General features: G+C 41.1%; 22 protein-coding genes. 21 read left to right on the plus strand and 1 reads right to left on the minus strand.

The genetic code is table 11. The features are described 5' to 3' along the window. Positions 1-69 precede the first annotated feature (69 nt). The 15 genes from ETB99_RS09460 (at position 70) to uvrC (ending at position 15,879) form a co-directional block, all read left to right on the plus strand. The gene (locus ETB99_RS09460) at positions 70-1,746 is read left to right on the plus strand and encodes a long-chain-fatty-acid--CoA ligase (protein ID WP_171700471.1); all 1,677 of its coding nucleotides are present in this window, start codon (positions 70-72) and stop codon (positions 1,744-1,746) included. Positions 1,747-1,843: 97 nt separating this feature from the next. Next, positions 1,844-2,425 (plus strand): fatty acid metabolism transcriptional regulator FadR, encoded by a 582-nt coding sequence (locus ETB99_RS09465; protein WP_004889140.1) that lies wholly within the window; start codon positions 1,844-1,846, stop codon positions 2,423-2,425. A gap of 38 nt (positions 2,426-2,463) precedes the next feature. Further along, complete coding sequence (locus tag ETB99_RS09470) at positions 2,464-3,231, plus strand: enoyl-CoA hydratase (RefSeq protein WP_006320299.1); 768 nt, start codon at positions 2,464-2,466, stop codon at positions 3,229-3,231. A gap of 15 nt (positions 3,232-3,246) precedes the next feature. Continuing rightward, complete coding sequence (locus ETB99_RS09475) at positions 3,247-4,020, plus strand: electron transfer flavoprotein subunit beta/FixA family protein (protein WP_004889143.1); 774 nt, start codon at positions 3,247-3,249, stop codon at positions 4,018-4,020. Between the two features lie 16 nt (positions 4,021-4,036). Then, the gene (locus tag ETB99_RS09480) at positions 4,037-5,014 is read left to right on the plus strand and encodes an electron transfer flavoprotein subunit alpha/FixB family protein (RefSeq protein WP_077427925.1); all 978 of its coding nucleotides are present in this window, start codon (positions 4,037-4,039) and stop codon (positions 5,012-5,014) included. A 147-nt stretch (positions 5,015-5,161) separates the two neighbouring features. Then, positions 5,162-5,476 carry a thioredoxin gene (gene trxA, locus ETB99_RS09485; protein ID WP_077427927.1) on the plus strand — a complete coding sequence of 105 codons (315 nt, stop codon included), beginning with the start codon at positions 5,162-5,164 and terminating at the stop codon, positions 5,474-5,476. A 125-nt stretch (positions 5,477-5,601) separates the two neighbouring features. Continuing rightward, positions 5,602-6,813, plus strand: coding sequence for a hypothetical protein (locus ETB99_RS09490; RefSeq protein WP_171700472.1), 1,212 nt, complete (start codon positions 5,602-5,604; stop codon positions 6,811-6,813). Positions 6,814-6,892: 79 nt separating this feature from the next. Beyond that, positions 6,893-7,840: an NAD-dependent epimerase/dehydratase family protein gene (locus ETB99_RS09495; protein WP_129000678.1), complete on the plus strand. Its 948-nt coding sequence runs from the start codon at positions 6,893-6,895 to the stop codon at positions 7,838-7,840. Continuing rightward, on the plus strand, positions 7,830-8,747 hold the full coding sequence (locus tag ETB99_RS09500; protein ID WP_164970122.1) for a lysylphosphatidylglycerol synthase transmembrane domain-containing protein: 918 nt from the start codon (positions 7,830-7,832) through the stop codon (positions 8,745-8,747). Before ETB99_RS09495 ends, ETB99_RS09500 begins: the two co-directional genes overlap by 11 nt. Beyond that, positions 8,744-10,183 carry an alkaline phosphatase family protein gene (locus ETB99_RS09505; RefSeq protein WP_171700473.1) on the plus strand — a complete coding sequence of 480 codons (1,440 nt, stop codon included), beginning with the start codon at positions 8,744-8,746 and terminating at the stop codon, positions 10,181-10,183. The genes ETB99_RS09500 and ETB99_RS09505 overlap by 4 nt, the downstream gene beginning before the upstream one ends. After that, entirely contained in the window at positions 10,183-10,905 is a 723-nt protein-coding gene (locus tag ETB99_RS09510) for a glycosyltransferase family 2 protein (RefSeq protein WP_171700474.1), read from the plus strand. The genes ETB99_RS09505 and ETB99_RS09510 overlap by 1 nt, the downstream gene beginning before the upstream one ends. 76 nt (positions 10,906-10,981) lie before the next feature. Beyond that, the gene (locus ETB99_RS09515) at positions 10,982-11,728 is read left to right on the plus strand and encodes a hypothetical protein (RefSeq protein WP_077427937.1); all 747 of its coding nucleotides are present in this window, start codon (positions 10,982-10,984) and stop codon (positions 11,726-11,728) included. 17 nt (positions 11,729-11,745) lie between these two features. Next, positions 11,746-12,660, plus strand: a complete 915-nt coding sequence (locus ETB99_RS09520) for an FTR1 family iron permease (protein ID WP_077427939.1) — start codon at positions 11,746-11,748, stop codon at positions 12,658-12,660. Positions 12,661-12,704: 44 nt separating this feature from the next. Further along, complete coding sequence (locus tag ETB99_RS09525) at positions 12,705-14,105, plus strand: nucleoporin-interacting protein (protein WP_129000674.1); 1,401 nt, start codon at positions 12,705-12,707, stop codon at positions 14,103-14,105. Beyond that, a complete protein-coding gene (gene uvrC, locus ETB99_RS09530; protein WP_077427943.1) occupies positions 14,098-15,879 on the plus strand; it encodes an excinuclease ABC subunit UvrC in 1,782 nt (593 codons plus the stop codon). The genes ETB99_RS09525 and uvrC overlap by 8 nt, the downstream gene beginning before the upstream one ends. Before the next feature lie 3 nt (positions 15,880-15,882). Here uvrC and ETB99_RS09535 read toward each other — a convergent pair whose 3' ends face one another. Further along, positions 15,883-16,320 (minus strand): YslB family protein, encoded by a 438-nt coding sequence (locus ETB99_RS09535; RefSeq protein ID WP_171700475.1) that lies wholly within the window; start codon positions 16,318-16,320, stop codon positions 15,883-15,885. A gap of 285 nt (positions 16,321-16,605) precedes the next feature. On the opposite strand from ETB99_RS09535, the gene ETB99_RS09540 reads away from it, so the two are divergent. The 6 genes from ETB99_RS09540 (at position 16,606) to racE (ending at position 21,488) form a co-directional block, all read left to right on the plus strand. Next, positions 16,606-17,214, plus strand: a complete 609-nt coding sequence (locus ETB99_RS09540) for a succinate dehydrogenase cytochrome b558 subunit (protein ID WP_006320322.1) — start codon at positions 16,606-16,608, stop codon at positions 17,212-17,214. A gap of 23 nt (positions 17,215-17,237) precedes the next feature. Further along, entirely contained in the window at positions 17,238-18,998 is a 1,761-nt protein-coding gene (sdhA, locus tag ETB99_RS09545) for a succinate dehydrogenase flavoprotein subunit (protein ID WP_004889163.1), read from the plus strand. Beyond that, complete coding sequence (gene sdhB / locus ETB99_RS09550) at positions 18,995-19,756, plus strand: succinate dehydrogenase iron-sulfur subunit (RefSeq protein WP_003396476.1); 762 nt, start codon at positions 18,995-18,997, stop codon at positions 19,754-19,756. The genes sdhA and sdhB overlap by 4 nt, the downstream gene beginning before the upstream one ends. A 79-nt stretch (positions 19,757-19,835) precedes the next feature. Then, positions 19,836-20,285 carry an acyl-CoA thioesterase gene (locus tag ETB99_RS09555; RefSeq protein ID WP_004889165.1) on the plus strand — a complete coding sequence of 150 codons (450 nt, stop codon included), beginning with the start codon at positions 19,836-19,838 and terminating at the stop codon, positions 20,283-20,285. Positions 20,286-20,365: 80 nt separating this feature from the next. Then, positions 20,366-20,581 carry a helix-turn-helix domain-containing protein gene (locus tag ETB99_RS09560; RefSeq protein ID WP_032100525.1) on the plus strand — a complete coding sequence of 72 codons (216 nt, stop codon included), beginning with the start codon at positions 20,366-20,368 and terminating at the stop codon, positions 20,579-20,581. Positions 20,582-20,690: 109 nt separating this feature from the next. Beyond that, the gene (gene racE, locus ETB99_RS09565) at positions 20,691-21,488 is read left to right on the plus strand and encodes a glutamate racemase (RefSeq protein ID WP_305792552.1); all 798 of its coding nucleotides are present in this window, start codon (positions 20,691-20,693) and stop codon (positions 21,486-21,488) included. Positions 21,489-21,491 lie beyond the last annotated feature (3 nt).

Here is a 21,491-nt window from a genome sequence, read left to right on the forward strand (position 1 = left end):
TTTTTTAATACAAAAATTTCAGAAAATATTATAAAATATAAATAATCTTATCGAAAAGGGGGAAACGAAATGGAGAAGCCATGGCTAGCGTTATATCCTCAGCAAGTTCCTCATTCAATTGATTATCCGCGCAAGCCGTTGCAACAATTTTTGAGGGAAGCGGCGGAACAGTTTCCGCAAAAAACAGCTATTCACTTTTTGGGGAAGGAGCTGACATATAAAGAAATATATGAGCAAGCGATCAAGCTAGCCTCATATTTGCAACAGCTCGGGTTACAAAAAGGGGATCGTGTATCGATTATGTTGCCGAATTGTCCACAAGCGGTCATTAGCTACTACGCTGTTTTATTTGCAGGTGGTATTGTCGTACAAACAAACCCATTGTATACTGAACGAGAGTTAGAATATCAGTTAAATGATAGCGGTGCGAAAGTCATTATCGGCCTTGATTTACTTTATCCAAGAATTACAAAAGTGAAAGCGCATACAAAAATTGAACATGTGATCATTACGAGTATAAAAGATTATTTACCGTTTCCGAAAAATGTGTTATATCCATTTGTACAAAAGAAACAAACAGGGATGATTGTACGCGTCAAACATGAGGGAGATTGCCACTTATTCACAAAAGCCTTATCGCTTGCGAGTGGGAAAGTGAAAGAGACGGATGTGGATCCGATAGAAGACGTTGCGCTTCTTCAATATACAGGCGGAACAACTGGATTTCCGAAAGCCGCAATGTTGACACATCATAATTTAACAGCCAATACGCTCATGTGCACGAAATGGATGTATAAATGTGAACGCGGGAATGAATCGATTCTTGGTGTACTTCCGTTTTTCCACGTATACGGGATGACGGCTGTCATGAACTTATCCATTATGGAAGGATATAAAATGATTTTATTGCCGAAGTTTGATGTCGAAACGACGTTAAAAACAATTGAAAAACAACGACCAACGCTATTTCCAGGCGCTCCAACGATTTATATTGCGCTGCTCAACCACCCGAATTTGAAAAAATATGATTTATCGTCCATTAAAATATGCATTAGTGGTTCAGCTCCTCTCCCGGTCGAAGTACAAGAGCAATTTGAAGCGGTGACAGGTGGAAAAATTATTGAAGGATACGGGCTAACTGAAGCCTCTCCCGTGACGCATTCCAATTTCATTTGGGATGGAAAGCGAATAAAAGGAAGTATTGGTGTTCCTTGGCCAGATACAGAGGCGATGATCGTGTCATTAGAGACAGGAGAACGAGTTAATGTGAATGAAATCGGTGAAATTGTCGTTCGTGGACCACAAGTCATGAAAGGATATTGGAATCGTCCAGAAGAAACTGCCGCGACGCTTCGTGACGGTTGGTTGTATACGGGCGATTTAGGGTATATGAATGAAGAAGGTTATTTCTTTGTCGTCGACCGAAAAAAAGATATGATTATCGCAAGCGGTTATAACGTATATCCACGCGAAGTAGAAGAAGTGTTGTATGAGCATCCGAAAGTGCAAGAAGCAGTCGTCATTGGTGTACCAGATGCTTATCGTGGTGAGACGGTGAAAGCGTTTATTGTGCTCAAAGAAGAAGAACAGTGTACAGAAGAAGAACTTGACCAATTTATGAGAAGTAAATTAGCTGCTTATAAAGTGCCTCGCATTTATGAATTTAGAAAAGAATTGCCAAAAACAGCAGTTGGTAAAATATTGCGCCGTGCGCTTGTGGAAGAAGAAAAAGAAAAACAAAAATGAGCGGCGATTGTTTTTTTCTTGACACGCTTTTGGCCTCTCTTTAAAATAAAAATATGAATGATTATTCATTCATATTTTTGAAAGGGAGAATACAAAGTTGAAACGTGACAAACCGAAGTTTAAACAAATTATTGATGCAGCTGTGATTGTCATTGCTGAAAACGGCTACCATCAAGCGCAAGTATCGAAAATTGCGAAACAAGCCGGTGTAGCGGATGGGACGATCTATTTGTATTTTAAAAATAAAGAGGATATTTTAATTTCATTGTTTCAAGAAAAAATGGGCTACTTCATCGAAAAAATTGAAGAAGAAATAGAAGGAATTTCGAGTCCGTCGGAGAAGTTATTTTTGTTGATTCAAAAACATTTTCAAATGTTAGCGGCGGATCCGCATTTAGCGATCGTGACCCAATTGGAACTTCGCCAATCGAATAAATCGTTACGTCTGAAAATTAATGAAATTTTGAAAGGATACTTAAAAGTTGTCGATCGCATTGTGCAAGAAGGAATTGACAAAGGGGAATTTCGTTCAGATTTAGATGTGCGTCTCACTCGTCAAATGATTTTTGGAACGATTGACGAAATGGTGACAACATGGGTCATGAATGAGCAAAAATATGATCTCGTTGCATTAGCGAAACCGGTTCATCAATTGTTAACGAAAGGTTGTTGTGTGTAAACACGACAACCTTCCGATATACACGAAGGAGGGGGAACATGTTTTCCGTTCAACAAGAGGGGTATGTGGCGATTTTAGCACTTCACCGTCCACCAGCAAACGCTTTAGCATCTTCTGTTTTGAAAGAGCTTTCAGAACGACTTGATGCATTAAAAGAAGACGAACAAGTACGTGTCATCGTTCTTCACGGAGAAGGAAGATTTTTCTCAGCTGGTGCCGATATTAAAGAGTTTACAGCGATTGAGGCGAGCGAACAAGCAGCGGAGCTTGCTCGAGCTGGACAACAAGTGATGGAGAAAATTGAACAGTTTCCGAAACCGATTATTGCCGCGATTCACGGTGCTGCACTTGGCGGTGGGCTCGAGTTGGCTATGAGTTGCCATCTGCGCATCGTGGCGGAAAACGCCAAACTTGGCTTACCAGAATTGCAGCTCGGCATCATTCCGGGATTTGCAGGAACACAACGCTTATTGCGTCATGTCGGTATGGCAAAAGCGCTAGAAATGATGTGGACAAGCGAACCGATCACAGGTACAGAAGCTGTTCAATGGGGACTAGCAAACAAAGCCGTCCCAGAAGAACAATTGCTTGATACAGCGAAGCAACTTGCACAAAAAATTGCTCAAAAGAGCCCGATTTCTGTTCAAGCGGTATTGAAACTAGTTAATGAAGCTCGCACAAAAACGTTCCATGAATGTGTTGAAAAAGAGGCTCAACTGTTTGGACAAGTGTTTGTAACGGAAGATGCGAAAGAGGGCATTTCGGCATTTATCGAAAAACGGACACCACAGTTTCAAGGAAAATAAAAGGGGGAGAGAAGCATGAACATTTTCGTATTAATGAAGCGTACATTTGATACGGAAGAAAAAATTGTCATTCAAAACGGAAAAGTAAGCGAAGAAGGAGCCGAATTCATCATCAACCCATACGATGAATATGCGATTGAAGAAGCGATTCAAGTGCGCGATCAGCACGGTGGCGAAGTGACAGTTGTTACAATTGGGAACGAAGATGCAGAAAAAGAGCTTCGTACAGCGCTTGCCATGGGGGCAGATAAAGCCGTGCTCATTAACATTGAAGATGATGTAGAAAATCGTGACCAATATACAACGGCAAAAGTGCTTGCGGAATATTTAAAAGATAAAGAAGCTGATTTAATTTTAGCTGGAAATGTAGCGATTGACGGCGGGTCTGGACAAGTTGGACCACGCGTTGCTGAATTGCTAGGTATTCCTTATGTCACGACAATTACGAAGTTAGAAATTGACGGAACAAACGTGAAAGTTGTGCGCGATGTTGAAGGTGACGAGGAAGTTATTGAAACATCTTTACCATTATTAGTAACAGCACAACAAGGGTTAAATGAGCCGCGTTATCCGTCATTGCCGGGCATTATGAAAGCGAAAAAGAAACCGTTAGAAGAACTAGAGCTTGATGATTTAGATTTGGAGGAAGAGGACGTAGAAGCGAAAACGAAAACGATTGAAATCTTTTTACCACCGAAAAAAGAAGCGGGAAAAATTTTGCAAGGAGATATTGCCGATCAAGTAAAAGAACTCGTTTCACTTCTTCATACAGAAGCAAAAGTCATTTAATAGGGGGATGGGGAGCATGGCAAGAAAAGTATTAACATTAGCAGAAGTGCGTGACGGTGCGTTGCGTAACGTATCATTTGAAGCAATTTCCGCTGCAAAAACGATCGCTGAAGGCGGAGAAGTTGTCGCTGTCGTTGTCGGAGCGAGCGTTCGCTCATTAGCTCCTGAGCTGATTGCTTACGGTGCGGATCGAGTGATTGTTGTTGAACACGAAAAATTGGCGACGTATACGCCAGACGGTTATGCCCAAGCATTGCAAGCTGTTGTTGAGCAAGAGAAACCAGAAGGAATCGTCTTTGGGCATACAGCGCTTGGAAAAGACTTATCGCCAAAACTTGCTGCGAAATGGCAGTCTGGTCTTGTGTCTGATGTTGTCGCTGTTGAAGCAACAGGTGGAAATATCGTCTTTACAAGACCGATTTATTCTGGTAAAGCGTTTGAAAAGAAAATCGTGACAGACGGTCTTATGTTTGTGACTGTTCGTCCGAACAATATCGCTCCACTTGAAAAAGATGAAAGTCGCACAGGTGCGGTTGTCGATGCGCAAGTAGACATTAAAGACTTACGCACAATCGTTCGTGATATTGTGAGAAAAACAGCGGAAGGCGTCGATTTATCTGAAGCGAAAGTGATCGTTGCCGGCGGTCGCGGCGTGAAAAGTGCGGAAGGATTTGAGCCGTTGAAAGAATTAGCGAACGTGCTTGGCGGTGCGGTTGGAGCATCGCGTGGGGCATGCGATGCAGGATATTGCGATTATTCGCTTCAAATTGGACAGACAGGAAAAGTTGTTACGCCAGATTTATACATTGCGTGCGGTATTTCAGGGGCGATTCAACATTTAGCAGGCATGTCTAACTCAAAAGTAATCGTGGCGATTAATAAAGACCCTGAAGCGAATATTTTTAAAGTGGCGGATTATGGGATTGTTGGTGACTTGTTTGAAGTCGTTCCACTTTTAATCGAAGAATTTAAAAAATTAAAAGTACATTCATAAGGCAGAGCATGATGCTTTGCCTTTTCTTTTCAGCATATTTTTTTTGCGACAAGGAAATAGTAGAAGCGAAGCAAAAGATTGGCGCAATGAATACGTTCAATGGTATACTATGTGCATGGAACGGAAATATTTAAGGAGGAATGAAACATGGCTATTGTAAATGCAACAGATCAAACATTTGTTAACGAAGTAAAAGATGGTGTTGTGCTCGTTGATTTCTGGGCACCTTGGTGCGGACCTTGCAAAATGATTGCACCTGTATTGGAAGAAGTAGATCGCGAGCTTGACGGCAAAGTGAAAGTAGTAAAAGTCAATGTAGATGATAACCCAGAAACAGCTGGAAAATACGGTGTGATGAGCATCCCAACACTATTCGTGTTCAAAAATGGAGAAGTAGTCGACAAGACTGTTGGCTTCCAACCAAAAGAAGCGCTTGTTGGTCTTTTAAGCAAACATTTATAATCGACATGCCTCGGAGACATCCGAGGTATTTTTTTTGAAATTTTATATTGACACTGAAAATCGTTCTCTACTATAATGATAACGGTTAATGATAATCGTTATCAAAAAAGGGGGATACATACGAAATGAAAAAACGTCAATTAAAAGCTGTGTTTGCCATGTTTTTATTAGCAGGTGGCGTGCTGGCTGGTTGCGGAAATGCGGAGAAAACAGAAACGACAGAGAAGAAGGAAGAAACAAAAGTAGAAGAAAAACAGGAAGAGCAACAACCTGCTGAAACCGAACAAGCGGAAGAACAAGTAAATGTTCAAACGTTCATTGATGCTTATAAAGCAATCAAAGCGGAAACCGAGAAAGCAAAAGAAGGACAGCCAGTTGACTGGAATCTTGTAGAAAAAACATATGTCGAGCAGTTGCAAAAACCAATTAACGAACTAGATGGTACATTTGCGCAAACGATTGAAGCCGCGATTCAAGGTGGAAAAAGCGGAGAATTAAACGTTCATCCAGCACGTCAAATTGTTGATAAAGTAACGCAATCGTATTTTTATCAATTGCAAAAGAAACTGCAAAAAGATGTTGTAGCAGCACTTGAAGCTGGCGATCAACAACAAGCGACAACATTGTTTGACCAAATTAAGTTGCTAGCAGCGGAAATTTTCGTTCCAACGGCAATGAAACGGGATGAGTATTATCAATTAACAGGAGAATCTAGCCTCGAGCAAAGCATTAACGCTGGTTTAGCAGCGCAAGAAGAAGCATTAAAAGCAAATAACGTAGATGATTTTAAAGTGTACATCCAATTGACAGATAAATCTATTTATCGTAGTTACTATTTAGCGTCTAAATCATATGCTGAAAAAATTGAAGCTGGTGTGAAAGAAGGTAAGGCAGAAGATGAACTCAAAGGTCAACAAGCTGAAGCATGGGGCTTTTTACAAGCGATCAAAGGCTCTTTAGCTGAAGGAGATGAAGCGGCGACAACTCGCTTGGATGAAATTTTATCATTAAATAACGATTATAAAAACATTAAAGCAGAAGAAGTGGGTGCATTATTCGCCAAAGCGTTGTTTGGTAAAATGAAAGGCTATCATGAAAAAGCACCGGCGCAGTTAGATGAGAATAACGTTGTTGAAGCGAAAGTAAAAGCGTTAGAAGGAAACATGTTCTTAAAGGCAATTGAATTAGATGTGAAAGCAAAATTGGGCGAGCAAAAAGCTGTAGACGTGTTTGCTACGGCAGAAAAATGGTATAACGCTATTGCAGAAAACAAAAAAGATGAAGCTGCTCAACATAGTAAAGCTGTGCTTGATGCTGTAAGTACGATTGTTCAATAAATAGAAGAGCCGCGCATAACACGCGGCTTTTTTGTTGTGATACAATAGTAAGGCGACGAACGATGAAGGAGTTACACAAATGGCAAAAGTATGTATTACAGGTGGAGCAGGTTTTATCGGCAGTCATTTAGGGAGAAAATTGCTTGAACTTGAGCATGAGCTTATCGTGATCGACAATTTTCATCCATATTATTCAACGTGTCGGAAACAACGTCAGCTTCAACAAATAGAGAATGTTGGCTTTTTTCATTTTTACAATGTAGACATTTTACAATTGGATTCGTTGAAACAAATTTTCTTCCATCATCGACCAGATATTGTATTCCATTTAGCCGCGCTACCAGGCGTGCAGCCATCGTTATCGGAGCCATTAGCATATATTGATTACGATGTGAAAGCAACCGTCAATGTATTACAAGCGGCAGGAGAAGCGGAAGTTCAACATGTGTTATTTGCTTCTTCTTCTTCCGTATACGGCAATCGAGCGTTTCAGCCATTAAAAGAAGAAATGGCAACCGGTCAAGTCATTTCCCCGTATGCAGCGGCGAAATATAGTGCCGAATCGTTTTGCCACGCATATGCGCACATATATGGCTATACGATGACAATTTTTCGATATTTTACAGTATATGGGCCGTGGGGACGTCCGGATATGGCGATTAGTAAATTTATTCGCAAATTGTTACGTGATGAGCCGGTTACCGTTTACGGTGATCATACAGCACGCGATTATACGTACATTGATGACATTGTTGCTGGAATGATTCAAGCAATAGAACGAAAAGGCGAAAGTGATGTTTTTAACCTAGGGGCTGGTCAACCTGTGACGATGAAGCAATTGCTTGCGGAGTTGCGCAATCATTTTCCGCATATGCGCGTTCATTACGAACCGCCTCGCCTTGGCGATGTTGTCGCTACATGGGCTGATATTACAAAAGCGAAAGAAAAAATCGGGTACGAGCCGCGCGTATCGTTGCGGGAAGGATTGGCAAAGACGATTGAATGGGCGAAGCAATATGAAAAATAAACAAATAAAGATTTTGATGCGACTCATTAGCCTCATATGTATTGTAGCGTTTATATGGATGACGATTCACCACTTTGATGCCCAACTGTTGTTTGATCTGATGCACAAACTTGTTTCACAACCGTGGCATACAGGTTATATGGTTGTCATGTATAGTTTTGCTTTTGTGTTACGTGCTATGGCGTGGAAATGGTATTTGCCGCAAGCCCGTTTTCAAACATGCATTGATGGGTTATTTGCTAGTTTATTCATAAATCATATATTTCCAATTAAAATCGGCGATGTCGCTCGCGTTGGCATATGTGCAAAACAAAATCGCATTCCATTTTCGATTGTTGCCGAGTCGGTCATTGTATTGCGCCTTTTAGATTTGATCGTGTTATTTTTCTTTGCTTTTTTAGGAGCAATTGTTTATATGCATATGATTATTCGTTCCGCCGTGATTTTCCCCCTCATTTTTGGTGGTATTGTTTTTTTGTTTTTCCTCCTTCGACGCATCGATTTGTCATGGTTACAAAAACATAAACAGCACTGGAACATGATATGGAAAAGCCATCGTTTTGTGTTGATTGTTGTTGCTATTGTTTTTAGTTGGATATGTGAAGCGGTCGTTTTGTTTGAAATGGCGAAAATGGTCGCTTTTCCTCTGTCGTTTTCCGAAGCGTTGTGGGTAAATAGTATGGCGGTTGGTGGACAAGTATTTCAAATGACGCCAGGAGGACTAGCGACATATGAGGCAGTTATGGCGTTCGCGTTAACTCGCATTCATTCATATTGGGAACAAGCATATGCTCTTGCATTGGCGACTCATTTATTTAAATTTTTATTTTCTTATGTCGTTGGGCTATACGTATGGTGGCGCATCCCGACGCTATGGACATTCGTTCGAAAGGAGGACGTAGCATGAAAAAAGCATCGAAGTTTGAAAAAGTAGCGGCAAGGTGTTGGAACTTATTAAATGAAGGAAAGCCGTTTACTCCGATTTTTGTCGTAGGAACGATGCTTATTTTCCATTTGTCTGACGGCGTCACGTTAGAGGAAACAAAGCGATGGTTCAGTAGTTTTTTACTTACTGTTCCTCTTTTTGTACTATACTACGTATATGACTATCCGTTATTTTTACGTAACTATTTATGGGTTCCGTACGTTGTGTTCCTAATGATTTGGTCGTTTGTTCCGACAGGTTTACTTTTGCTTGCTGTTAGTCTTTATTTCTTTTTCACCGTTTTCTTTTGGGGAACATTATACTATCATTTACGTATTGGAACAACGTGGTTGAATTTTACTCGTTTTTGGAAACTTGTATTGAAAAATAGTGATTCAACAAGTGGGAATGCACAGGAACAATTGCCAAAAGTATTGCTTCTTCTTTCTGTATGGGAATATGGAGTACAACATGACATACATGTTCCGTCATTTATTGCTTTTTACGCCTTTGTTTTTGTATGGTCGTTTATTTTGCACCGTTATTTATTTGATTGGAAACCGAAAGTGATTGACCGTTATACGGACAACGTGCCTCCAAATGATCAACCGTTGAGCGATCGCGTCATTGTGCTCGTTGTTGATGGAATGAGGAAAGATCGTTTCGAGCAAGCGAACGCCCCATTTTTAAAGTCGCTTCGTGCGAATGGGACGGACTTTACGCAAATGGAAACGGTATATCCTGCACGTACGGTCGTCTGTTTTACATCGATGCTTACAGGAACATACCCATTTGAACACGGCATTCGTTCAAATATGGTATGGAAACTAGGTATTCGTGTCGAAAGTATTTTTGATTCGCTCCGAAAAGTAGGAAAAAAAGGAAAAGTGCTCGGCATCGCTCATCTTGTCGATTCCCTAGGAAATGATGTCGAAACGGTTACAGCTGTCATGCATAACGATGTCGCAGATCGTAACATTATGGAGCGTGCGAAACAAATCATGACCGAACAAGATTTACATTTATTTGTCGTTCAATTTATTGGAACGGACCAAACGGGTCATAGCCGCGGTGTACATTATGATGAGTATGTACAAAAAATTGAAGAAGTTGATCAATTGATCAAACAATTTTTCGAATGGTTGCATGAACAAGGGAAAGCAGAAAATACGACATTTATCGTTTGTGCGGACCATGGACAAGCAGACGGAATTGGGGGACATGGTCATTTAGATGAGGGGGAGCGATACGTTCCATTTTTCATGTACGGTCCAATGATTGAAAAAGGGAAACGCATTGACGAAAAACATAGTCTCGTTTCTCTTGCTCCAACGATTGCTTATTTGCTAGGGGCACCATATCCGAGCCATAGTCGTGGCTCTGTATTAGTTGAAGCGCTAAAGAAAGAGGGAAAATGATGAAAGTCGTTATATTTTTGCCTGCACATAATGAAGAAGAAGCGATTGGTGAGGTGATCCGCCGTATTCCAAGACAAATGCAACCGAATATAGAAGTGTCTGTCCTTGTTGTCGACGATGGATCAACGGATCGAACCGTTGATGTAGCAAAACAAGCAGGAGCCGATTTTGTTTATCGACACGAACGAAATCGCGGATTAGGGGCTGCTGTACGTACCGGCTTACAACAATGTGTCGAACTCGGTGCAGACATCGGTGTCATGATTGATGCCGATAATGAATATCCACCCGAACAAATTCCTGATCTCATTATGCCTATTTTACGTGGCGAAGCAGATTATACGATGGGATCCCGTTTTTTAGGGACGATTCACGGAATGAAGTGGCATCGCCGCATTGGAAATTATATATTCACGTTTATTCAATCGCTGTTATTAAAAACATGGATTTACGACGGTCAATCAGGCATGCGAGCTTTTTCGCGACAAGCGATGGAAGAAGCAGAAATTATTCATGACTACAACTATGCACAAGTATTGACGTTAAACCTAGTGCGGAAAGGATTTCGGTTAAAAGAAGTACCGATTGTATATCAAGTAAGAACGACAGGGCAATCGTTTATTAAATTTACAGCTTATCTTAAGCATGTCATCCCGGCTATTGTGAGAGAAATGTGCCGTTCGACGAAGCGAAAACAAATACGTTCTGTTCAGCAACGCTAGAGAGTGATTCTCTAGCATTTTTTCTTGACAATAATTATGATAATTATTATCATTATCATCGAAGGAGGAGATCGGAGTGAAACACTTTTTATTTTTTTGTTTGTCGATGATATTAATTTTCACTTCAGCCCCTATTTCTTCGTTCGCTTATTCATACGGTGATCCGAACGAAGAAGCAGTTGCTGAAGCTTATAAAGAAATGGTGGCAAAAGCACAAGAAAAAAAATTCGATGAAGTAAAGGCGATTTATGAAACGGTACAAAAAGAAATTGATATGCATATGGGGCCAGAACCTTCTGCCATTATTTTGGAGGCAATTGAAAATAAAGATGTAGATACGATCGTTTCAGCGATGCAAAAAGTGCTTGTGTTAAACGTTGCCCGCCGTTTAGAAAATGTAGAGAAAAACTTCGATAACTATGATACGAGCAAACGTTTGTTAGCAAAAGCATTTGCTACATATAAAGCACTTTCTCCAATCGTGCAACAAAAAGATGCGGAGCTTGATGAACAATTAAAACAACAGTTTGACATTGCTCTTCAATCGCTCGGAAATCCAGGATTGTTCGGAGTAGGAAAAAAAGAGTCAAACATCAATCAATTTAAGGAAAGCAAGAAAGTCATTTTGCAAGCATTGCAAGATCAATTTGAATTAGAAAATATTGAAACGGGTCATTTTACTGAAGAAGATTTAGAGCGACTAGCTGCTGCAAAAAAGAAAGAATGGACGGATTTGTCTGATGTGAAAAACTGGATACCGATTATTGCTATCGTTATGGTCATTGTGGCGGTTGTTGTGTATGCCGTAAGAAAACGGAAGTAAAGAAAGGGGCGTTTAGTTTGGAAGTTCAAGCACTGCTCATTACGTTTCGTGAAGCATTAGAAGCACTGTTAATTGTTGGGATTATTACATCGTATTTAAAGCGCATTGATCAATCGCGCTATGTGAAATATGTTTGGCTCGGTGCAGGGTTAGCCGTGTTTGCAAGTGCGATTGTCGCCTTGTTATTTCAAGTCGTACTTACTGGCTTTTCAACGATGGCGAGCGAAATGTACTTAAAAGTGAGCATTATTTTTATTTCTTCCATCTTGTTGACGCAAATGGTTTTTTGGATGGCGGAACATAGTAAAGATATAAAAAGTAGTATGGAAGGAAAAATGAGCAAATATGTGTCCAAAGGCGACGTATTTGGTATGGTCATGCATTCGTTTTTAGTTGTTTTGCGTGAAGGAGTGGAGACGGTCTTTTTCTTCGCTGCTATTACAGGTGGAAACATCGGAGCGGCGGTGCAAGGATGGGGTGCGATTACAGGGTTAACGATTGCTGCTGTTGTAAGTTATATGTTCTTTAAAGGAACGATGCGTGTACCATTAAAAACGTTTTTTAAAGTGACAGGTGCATTTATTATTTTGATTGCGGCCGGATTGCTCGTACAAGGCATTTCGATGCTACAAGATTTAAAAATAATCGGCAGCGTCATGCCGCACGTTTATGATATTACTTGGTTTATGCCGGAACACCCGATTGACCACGAACATTTCGTGCGCGACACAGGTCAAGAGCCTATTCTATCTGGGGATGTTGGCATTTTCCTTAAGGCGTTATTCGGTTACTCATCGATGCCGTCACTTGAAGAAGTATTAGCGTACATCGGCTATTTTATCGTCATTTATTTACTTGTAAAAACACGTTATGGCAAAAAAGAAGAAAAAAACGAACAAAATGAGAAGGTGCTTGAACAACAAGTGATGTAAAGTACAAGGGGAACCTTGTACTTTTTTGCTTAGGAGGGTTTATTGTGCGAATCGTTTCAATTATTGCGCTAGTTGTTGTGTATATATCATGTTTCGTCTATGCTAGCCCGTTTGCTGCAACGTGGGATGAAGTGGACTTTGCTTTGGCGCTTGATCGGTATGATTTGCTTGCGATGCAGCCGCATTTCCCAGGGTATCCGTATTTTATTTTTGGGGGGATGCTTGTTCATTTATTTGTCGACAATCCTGCTAAAGCGCTGGCCATTTGGAACGGTTTGCTCATGATGAGTGCGACGATCCCTATTTATTTGCTTGCCAAAATATTTGTGGAAAAAAAGTACGCATGGGTCGTTACTGCACTCGTCCAATCGCTTAGTTACGTCATGTTAATCGCTTCACAACCGATGTCGGAAGGAAGCGCACTCGCTGTTTTATGGTGGTATGTATGGAGTTTACAACGTGCGCTTCACTCGGATCGTGTCGGTGTGCAATTGCTTCCGTTATGGCTATTTAGCGTTATGCTTGGTATTCGTTTATCGTACATTCCTTTTGGGATTGGTATTTTATATGTTTGGTGGAAGCGAGCATATCGCTTCAAGAAACTTCTGCTATACAGTCTCATTGCGGTTGCATTTCAATTTATTTGGATTATGGCAGTGGCTACGACGGAGGGAGAGGGGTTTTTGCAGTTAGCTTTTTCATTTACAACAGGGCATTTTACACAATGGGGTGGAGCGATTTCAACAGATGAAGCACCGTTTTGGAAACGAGCTATTATGCTTATTTTTTATAATATCATTTGGACAGGTATGGCTAAGCAGTCAATATGGTTGCTGAGTTGCTTTATTGTTTTGTTGGTTATGACTTGGAAACGAATAACGCTTCCACCTTTGTATCGTTTATTTTTATTGACATATTTTTTATGGGCGTTGTTTGCGCAAAACATTGAAAAGCCAAGACATATATTGCCGATTGTCGTCATTGTTTCATTCTTTTTGTTTGTCAGTGTCCTTCAATCGTCATCACGTTTTCGATTGACTGTTATGCTTATTTTACTTCTCTCACAAACGATTATCGGCATACAAGGGGTTAAGCGTCAAGCGACACAGTTGCCAGCGACATATCAGTTGGCGTATGATTTTGAACAGAAAGAAAAGCCTTTTATTTTACTCACATGGGAGGAAACGCGCGTGCTTGAATATTTGCGTGTTTCTTTTCCGCATGAACGTGTATTCTCTTTTGATGTTTTTCAACGTGAAAAAGCGGCATTTCCACATGCGAAAGTGTATGTTACTGATCATGTCGTTAAAGGGTTTCAAGCGCAAGGCATAGACGTTCGTCCATATATTCATTTTGTTCGAACTTATGAATCGAGTTTATTATCTGACCCTGTGTATGGGCGCATCACCGTATATGAATGGAGAGAGGAGGAAAAACGTGAATGAACAATTAAAACAAAAGTTGGCCATTTTACCTGATCAACCGGGATGTTATTTAATGAAAGACGCTCATGGCACAGTCATTTATGTCGGAAAGGCGAAGGTGCTGAAAAATCGTGTTCGATCTTATTTTACCGGCACACATGATGGAAAAACGCTCAGGTTAGTGAATGAAATTGCTGATTTTGAATACATTGTGACGTCCTCGGATTTAGAAGCGCTTATTTTGGAAATGAATTTAATTAAAAAATACGATCCGAAATATAACGTCATGTTAAAAGACGACAAAAGCTATCCGTTTATTAAAATTACAGGGGAAACGCATCCGCGTCTCATCATTACGCGAACGGTAAAAAAAGATAAGGGGAAATATTTCGGTCCGTATCCAAATGCCCAAGCGGCCCATGAAACGAAAAAATTGCTTGATCGTTTATATCCATTAAGAAAATGTGAGAAAATGCCAAAAAAAGTTTGTTTATATTATCATATGGGACAATGTTTAGGACCGTGCGAATATAAAGTGTCAGAGGAAGAAAATAAACAAATTGTTGAACAAATTACGCGTTTTTTAAACGGTGGGTATAAAGAAGTAAAAGAGGCATTAACAGAAAAAATGATGGAAGCAGCCGAACAGTTACAGTTTGAGCGGGCGAAAGAATATCGTGACCAAATTGCGTACATTGAGGCATTGATGGAAAAACAAAAAATGATTTTACATGACTTTGTTGATCGAGACATTTTTGGGTATGCGTACGATAAAGGATGGATGTGCGTACAAGTTTTTTTCATCCGGCAAGGAAAGCTCATCGAACGAAATGTATCAATGTTTCCACTATATCAAGAACCAGAAGAAGAATTTTTAACATTTTTAGGCCAATTTTACAGCAAACATTACCATTTAAAGCCACGTGAAATCGTATTACCTCGAGAAATCGATGGTGAAATGGCGATGAAATTGCTTGAGGTGAGCGTCACTCAGCCGAAGAGCGGGAAAAAGAAAGAACTCGTTGATTTAGCATGTAAAAATGCACAAATTGCACTGCAAGAAAAGTTCTTTTTAATTGAACGTGATGAAGAACGAACCATTCGTGCCGTCGAACGACTAGGCGGAGCACTCGGGATTTCAACGCCCCATCGTATCGAGGTGTTTGACAATTCCAACATTCAAGGAGCAGACGCTGTTGCTGCGATGGTTGTATTTATTGATGGAAGGCCGGAAAAAAAAGAATATCGTAAATATAAAATAAAAACGGTGCAAGGAGCGGACGATTATGAGTCGATGCGCGAAGTGATTCGGCGGCGATATACACGCGTGTTGCGCGAACGGTTACCGCTTCCCAATCTCATTGTTGTCGACGGAGGAAAGGGGCAAATACAAGCCGCAAAAGAAGTGTTAGAATGCGAGCTTGGATTATCGATTCCAATCGCTGGTTTAGTGAAAGATGATAAACATCGCACATCACATTTATTGTTCGGCGATCCGCCAAGCGTCATTTCGTTAGAAAAAAATAGTCAAGAGTTTTATTTGCTACAGCGCATGCAAGAAGAAGTGCATCGCTTTGCAATTACATTTCATCGTCAAGTTCGTTCAAAATCTGCATTCCATTCCATCCTCGATCAAATTCCAGGGGTTGGTACAAAAAGAAAACAAGCGTTATTACAACATTTCGGATCGATAAAAAAAATGAAAGAAGCGACCGTTGAACAAATACAAGAAGCAAATATTCCAAAACACATCGCCCAAAAAGTTTACGAAGCGCTTCAAACGTACGAAAGCTGACCATCATCGGTCAGCTTCATCTTTTCGATCCCATTTGACTGTGAACAAAACGGTTTTGGCGCGCCGCTTTTGCTGTTCAAACGCTTCTGTGACATATCCTTTTTGTTGCTCAAACTGTTGGGCTAGAAAGCCTGCTTCAAGTTGAAACGTGCACTCCCCACCATAATCGAACTGCATCGCAACAAGCGGCCCTTCTAATTGAAGTTCACATTCATCTTTTTTCTCTTCAAGTACCGATAACTTTCCCCAACCAGCTTGTTCGAAAAAAGAAATGACATCGTCGATTGTAGCTAGTGGGTATTTTCTCGCTAAATCTTTTCCTGCCCAATATAAAATAAATGGAGTTTCTTTTCCAAATAAATTTGGTAGTAGTTCTTGCCGAAATAAAAAGTCGCTAAAAGCAGAAATGCTCGTTTGTTTCCATTGTTCGTATCCGCTCACGATCAAATCCCCTCTCTATTTTTCATTATAACGAACAACAATGTGAAAAACAGTATTGACTTTTCTCTCATTTCGGACTTCACTAGAAGTGTAGTTATTTTAAATTTTGAAATGATTGAACATTTCGTGAACACCTTTTCTTGACGCTCCTACATTCTGGGAGTACAATGAATGTGACAATGACCAATGGAAATGGAAGTGTTTACACTTCTGTTGGTCATAGTCTAGTAGATGTGGATGGGAGCACATAGAAAAGGAAGATGACAAATTTAAGGGGGGTTATGTATGGCACAAAATCGCGAGTTTTTTTATCGTCGACTCCATTCATTGCTTGGAGTTATTCCAGTCGGGCTGTTTTTAACGCAGCATCTAGTTGTTAACCATTTTGCAACAAGAGGAGCAGATGCATTTAACAAGGCGGCAGCTTTTATGGAGCAGCTACCGTTTCGGTATTTTTTAGAAATTTTCGTTATTTTTCTTCCGCTATTGTTCCATGCCATCTACGGACTGTACATTGCGTTTACAGCGCAAAATAATGTAAGTCGATACGGGTATTTCCGTAACTGGATGTTTATGTTACAACGCTTAACGGGGATTATTACGCTCATTTTCGTCGTCTGGCACGTATGGGAGACGCGCGTTCAAGCTGCGTTTGGTGCAGAAGTAAACTATGACATGATGGCGAACATCGTTGCAAACCCGTTTATGCTTGCATTTTATATTGTTGGAATCGTTTCGGCGGTGTTTCACTTTGCGAACGGGCTATGGTCGTTTTTTGTTAGCTGGGGAATTACAGTAACTCCTCGTTCACAACAAATTTCTACATACGTGACAATGGGGATTTTTGTCGCGCTTTCGATCGTTGGTATACGCGCGATTTTAGCATTCGTTTAATCCACAAGGAGGAGTGAGGAGACATGAGTAAAGGAAAAATTATTGTTGTTGGTGGAGGTCTTGCCGGCTTAATGGCAACGATTAAGATTGCCGAAGCAGGCGTAAAAGTAGATTTGTTTTCGTTAGTTCCGGTGAAGCGATCTCACTCTGTTTGTGCACAAGGTGGCATTAACGGTGCAGTTAACACAAAGGGAGAAGGAGATTCTCCGTGGGAGCATTTCGATGATACAGTGTACGGAGGAGACTTTTTAGCTGACCAACCTCCGGTAAAAGCGATGTGTGAAGCTGCTCCGGGAATTATTCATTTGCTTGATCGCATGGGCGTCATGTTCAACCGTACGCCGGAGGGATTGCTTGATTTCCGTCGCTTTGGTGGAACACAACATCACCGTACTGCATACGCAGGGGCGACAACAGGCCAACAGCTTCTTTACGCGCTTGATGAACAAGTGCGCCGTCACGAAGTCGCTGGACTTGTGACAAAATATGAAGGTTGGGAATTTTTAGGTGCTGTTTTAGATGACGAACAAGTATGTCGCGGAATTGTCGCGCAAAACTTAACAACAATGGAGATTAAAGCATTCCCGGCTGATGCTGTCATCATGGCCACAGGTGGTCCGGGGATCATTTTCGGAAAATCAACAAACTCTATCATTAACACAGGATCAGCAGCATCGATCGTCTATCAACAAGGTGCGTATTATGCAAACGGAGAATTTATTCAAATTCACCCGACAGCCATTCCAGGCGATGATAAACTCCGCTTAATGAGTGAATCAGCACGCGGAGAAGGTGGACGAGTTTGGACGTATAAAGACGGAAAGCCTTGGTATTTCTTAGAGGAAAAATATCCGGCTTACGGAAACCTTGTTCCGCGCGATATTGCAACGCGTGAAATTTTCCATGTTTGCGTAGACTTAAAGCTCGGCATTAACGGCGAAAACATGGTTTATTTAGATTTGTCGCACAAAGATCCGAAAGAGCTGGATATTAAGTTAGGCGGCATTATTGAAATTTATGAAAAGTTTATGGGTGAAGACCCAAGAAAAGTGCCGATGAAGATCTTCCCAGCTGTTCACTACTCAATGGGTGGATTATGGGTAGACTACGATCAAATGACAAACATTAAAGGGTTGTTTGCAGCGGGTGAGTGCGACTTCTCGATGCACGGTGCAAACCGTCTCGGTGCGAACTCGTTATTATCTGCGATTTACGGCGGAATGGTAGCAGGTCCAAAAGCTGTTGAATATATGAAAGGACTTGAGAAATCTGCCGATGCGATGCCTTCTTCTCTATACGACCGCTATTTAAAACAAGAAGAAGAAAAATGGGCGCAAATTATGGCGATGGATGGTACAGAAAACGCCTACGTTTTGCATAAAGAGCTCGGTGAATGGATGACGGATAACGTCACAGTCGTTCGTTATAACGATAAATTATTAAAGACGGATGAGAAAATTCAAGAATTACTTGAGCGTTATAAAAATATTAACATTAACGACACAGCGAAATGGAGCAACCAAGGTGCGTCGTTTACACGCCAACTTTACAACATGTTGCAACTTGCTCGCGTCATTACGCTTGGTGCTTACAACCGTAACGAAAGCCGTGGAGCGCATTATAAGCCAGAGTTTCCTGAGCGAAACGACGAAGAATGGTTAAAAACAACGATGGCAAGCTTTACACCGGATGGTCCATCGTTCCATTATCGTGAAGTGGATACATCGCTTATTAAGCCACGCAAACGCGATTACACGAAAAAGAAAGGGGAAGTGAAATCATGAGCGAAAATAAAACGATTCGGATTATCGTCACAAGACAAGACCGTCCGGATACAGCCCCTTATGAAGAAGAGTTTGTCATTCCGTATCGTCCGAATATGAACATCATTTCGGCGCTCATGGAAATTCGGCGCAATCCGGTCAATGCGAAAGGGGAAAAAACGACGCCTGTTGCTTGGGAAATGAACTGTTTGGAAGAAGTGTGTGGCGCTTGTTCAATGGTCATTAACGGCAAGCCACGCCAATCGTGTACCGCACTGATCGATCAGCTCGAGCAACCGATTCGTTTAGAGCCGATGCGCACATTCCCTGTCATTCGTGACTTACAAGTGGATCGTAGTCGCATGTTTGATTCGTTGAAAAAAGTGAAAGCATGGATCCCAATCGATGGAACGTACGATTTAGGTCCGGGACCGCGCATGCCAGAGCGTAAACGACAATGGGCATATGAGCTATCAAAATGTATGACGTGCGGGGTATGTTTAGAAGCTTGTCCAAACGTCAATAGTAAGTCAAACTTTATCGGTCCAGCGCCGCTATCGCAAGTACGTTTATTTAATGCACATCCAACAGGAGCGATGCATAAAGCAGAGCGTCTTGAAGCGATTATGGGTGATGGTGGATTAGCGAATTGCGGAAATTCACAAAACTGTGTGCAATCTTGTCCGAAAGGCATCCCGCTTACAACATCGATTGCGGCATTGAACCGCGCAGCAACGATTCAAATGTTCCGCAATTTCTTCGGTAGCGATGAAGTGTAACAAAAAGGTCGGCTCTTCAAGAGTCGGCCTTACGTTTCATCTATGATGCTAGATTGCTTTATAGAGGGGGAGAGGGAAATTGAAAGTATCTTATATTGATGACATAAAAGAATGGGAACAACGTTTTTCTTTTTTTCATCCGGTGCGCGTTCGTTTTTCAGAAACGGATATGTTTGGTCATTTGAACAACACGGTACCTTTTGTATATTTTGAAGAAGCGCGCATCGCATTTTTCGAACATCTCGGTTTTATGAATGACTGGTTAGGAAAAGAACACGATGCGATCCCAGTCGTTGCTAATCTACAATGCGATTTTTTACAACAAGTATATTTCGGTGAACAGTTACAAATCGGTGTAAAAGTTGCACATATCGGCAACTCTTCTGTTGATTTACATTATGTAGGAAAAAAACAAAATGGAGCGATTGCATTTACAGGTCGGGGAACGATGGTGCAAATGTCTAAAACGACAGGAAAAGGGGTCGCATGGGACGAAAACGCTCGTGCGCGATTAATAGAAAACATGTAACCGTTCACGCCCTTCTTGCATACGATATGTTGACTAAATATATACCCATCCGTTTCGGTCTGGTAAAAGCAAGGAGGGTTATTCACTTGAATCAGAAGCCGCTGCTCACAAAAAGAGAAAGGGAAGTATTCGAACTGTTGCTCCAAGACAAGACGACGAAAGAGATTGCTAGTGAGCTCTTCATTAGCGAAAAAACAGTTCGCAACCACATTTCGAATGCGATGCAAAAGCTTGGAGTAAAGGGGCGCTCACAAGCTGTTGTTGAATTGCTTCGAATGGGGGAACTTGAACTATAGAGAGAACCGGCTCGCCTTTTCGTTTTAGGCAGCCGGTTCTCTATTGATTTGATGTATGATATAATGAAAAATGTTTTGTCATACATCAACAAAGAATGAGGCGAATACATTGGAAAGACCTATTGGAGTAATTGATTCAGGTGTTGGTGGATTAACGGTCGCAAAGGAAATTATGCGCCAGCTACCAAAAGAACAAATCGTATATTTAGGAGATACAGCACGTTGTCCATACGGACCGAGGTCACGAGAAGAAATTCGGCAGTTTACGTGGGAAATGACGAACTATTTACTTGGATATGATATAAAAATGCTCGTCATTGCATGTAATACTGCCACAGCTGTCGCTTTAGAAGAAATTCGTGATACGCTCAACATTCCTGTGATCGGTGTCGTTCATCCTGGTGCACGCACCGCATTGAAAATTACAAAAAACTATCATATCGGTGTTATCGGCACGGTTGGAACGGTGAAAAGTGGTGCTTATGAGCAAGCATTAAAATCGATCAATAGCGATGTGAAAGTAGAAAGTTTAGCTTGTCCAAAGTTTGTTCCTTTAGTGGAAAGCGGACAATTTGAAGGAGAGGAAGCAAAGCAAATTGTTGCTGAATCTCTTGAACCATTAAAAGACCGACCAATTGATACGCTTATTTTAGGGTGTACGCACTATCCACTTTTAAGCCCACTCATTCAACAATATATGGGCGAGCACGTGAAGCTCATTTGTTCTGGCGATGAAACAGCGCGTGAAGTGAGTACAATTTTACATCATAGCGGTTTGCTTTATACGGGGAATAAGCGCCGCGAGCATATATTTTTCACGACTGGATCGAAAGAAACGTTCCAACAAATTGCTTCGAAATGGTTCGGTCACCCGATTGAACATGTCGAAACGATTCAATTATCTTAAAAT

It is taken from the genome of Anoxybacillus sp. CHMUD (genome assembly GCF_013096965.1).
In the GTDB taxonomy this organism is placed as follows: Bacteria; Bacillota; Bacilli; order Bacillales; family Anoxybacillaceae; genus Anoxybacillus; species Anoxybacillus kestanbolensis_A.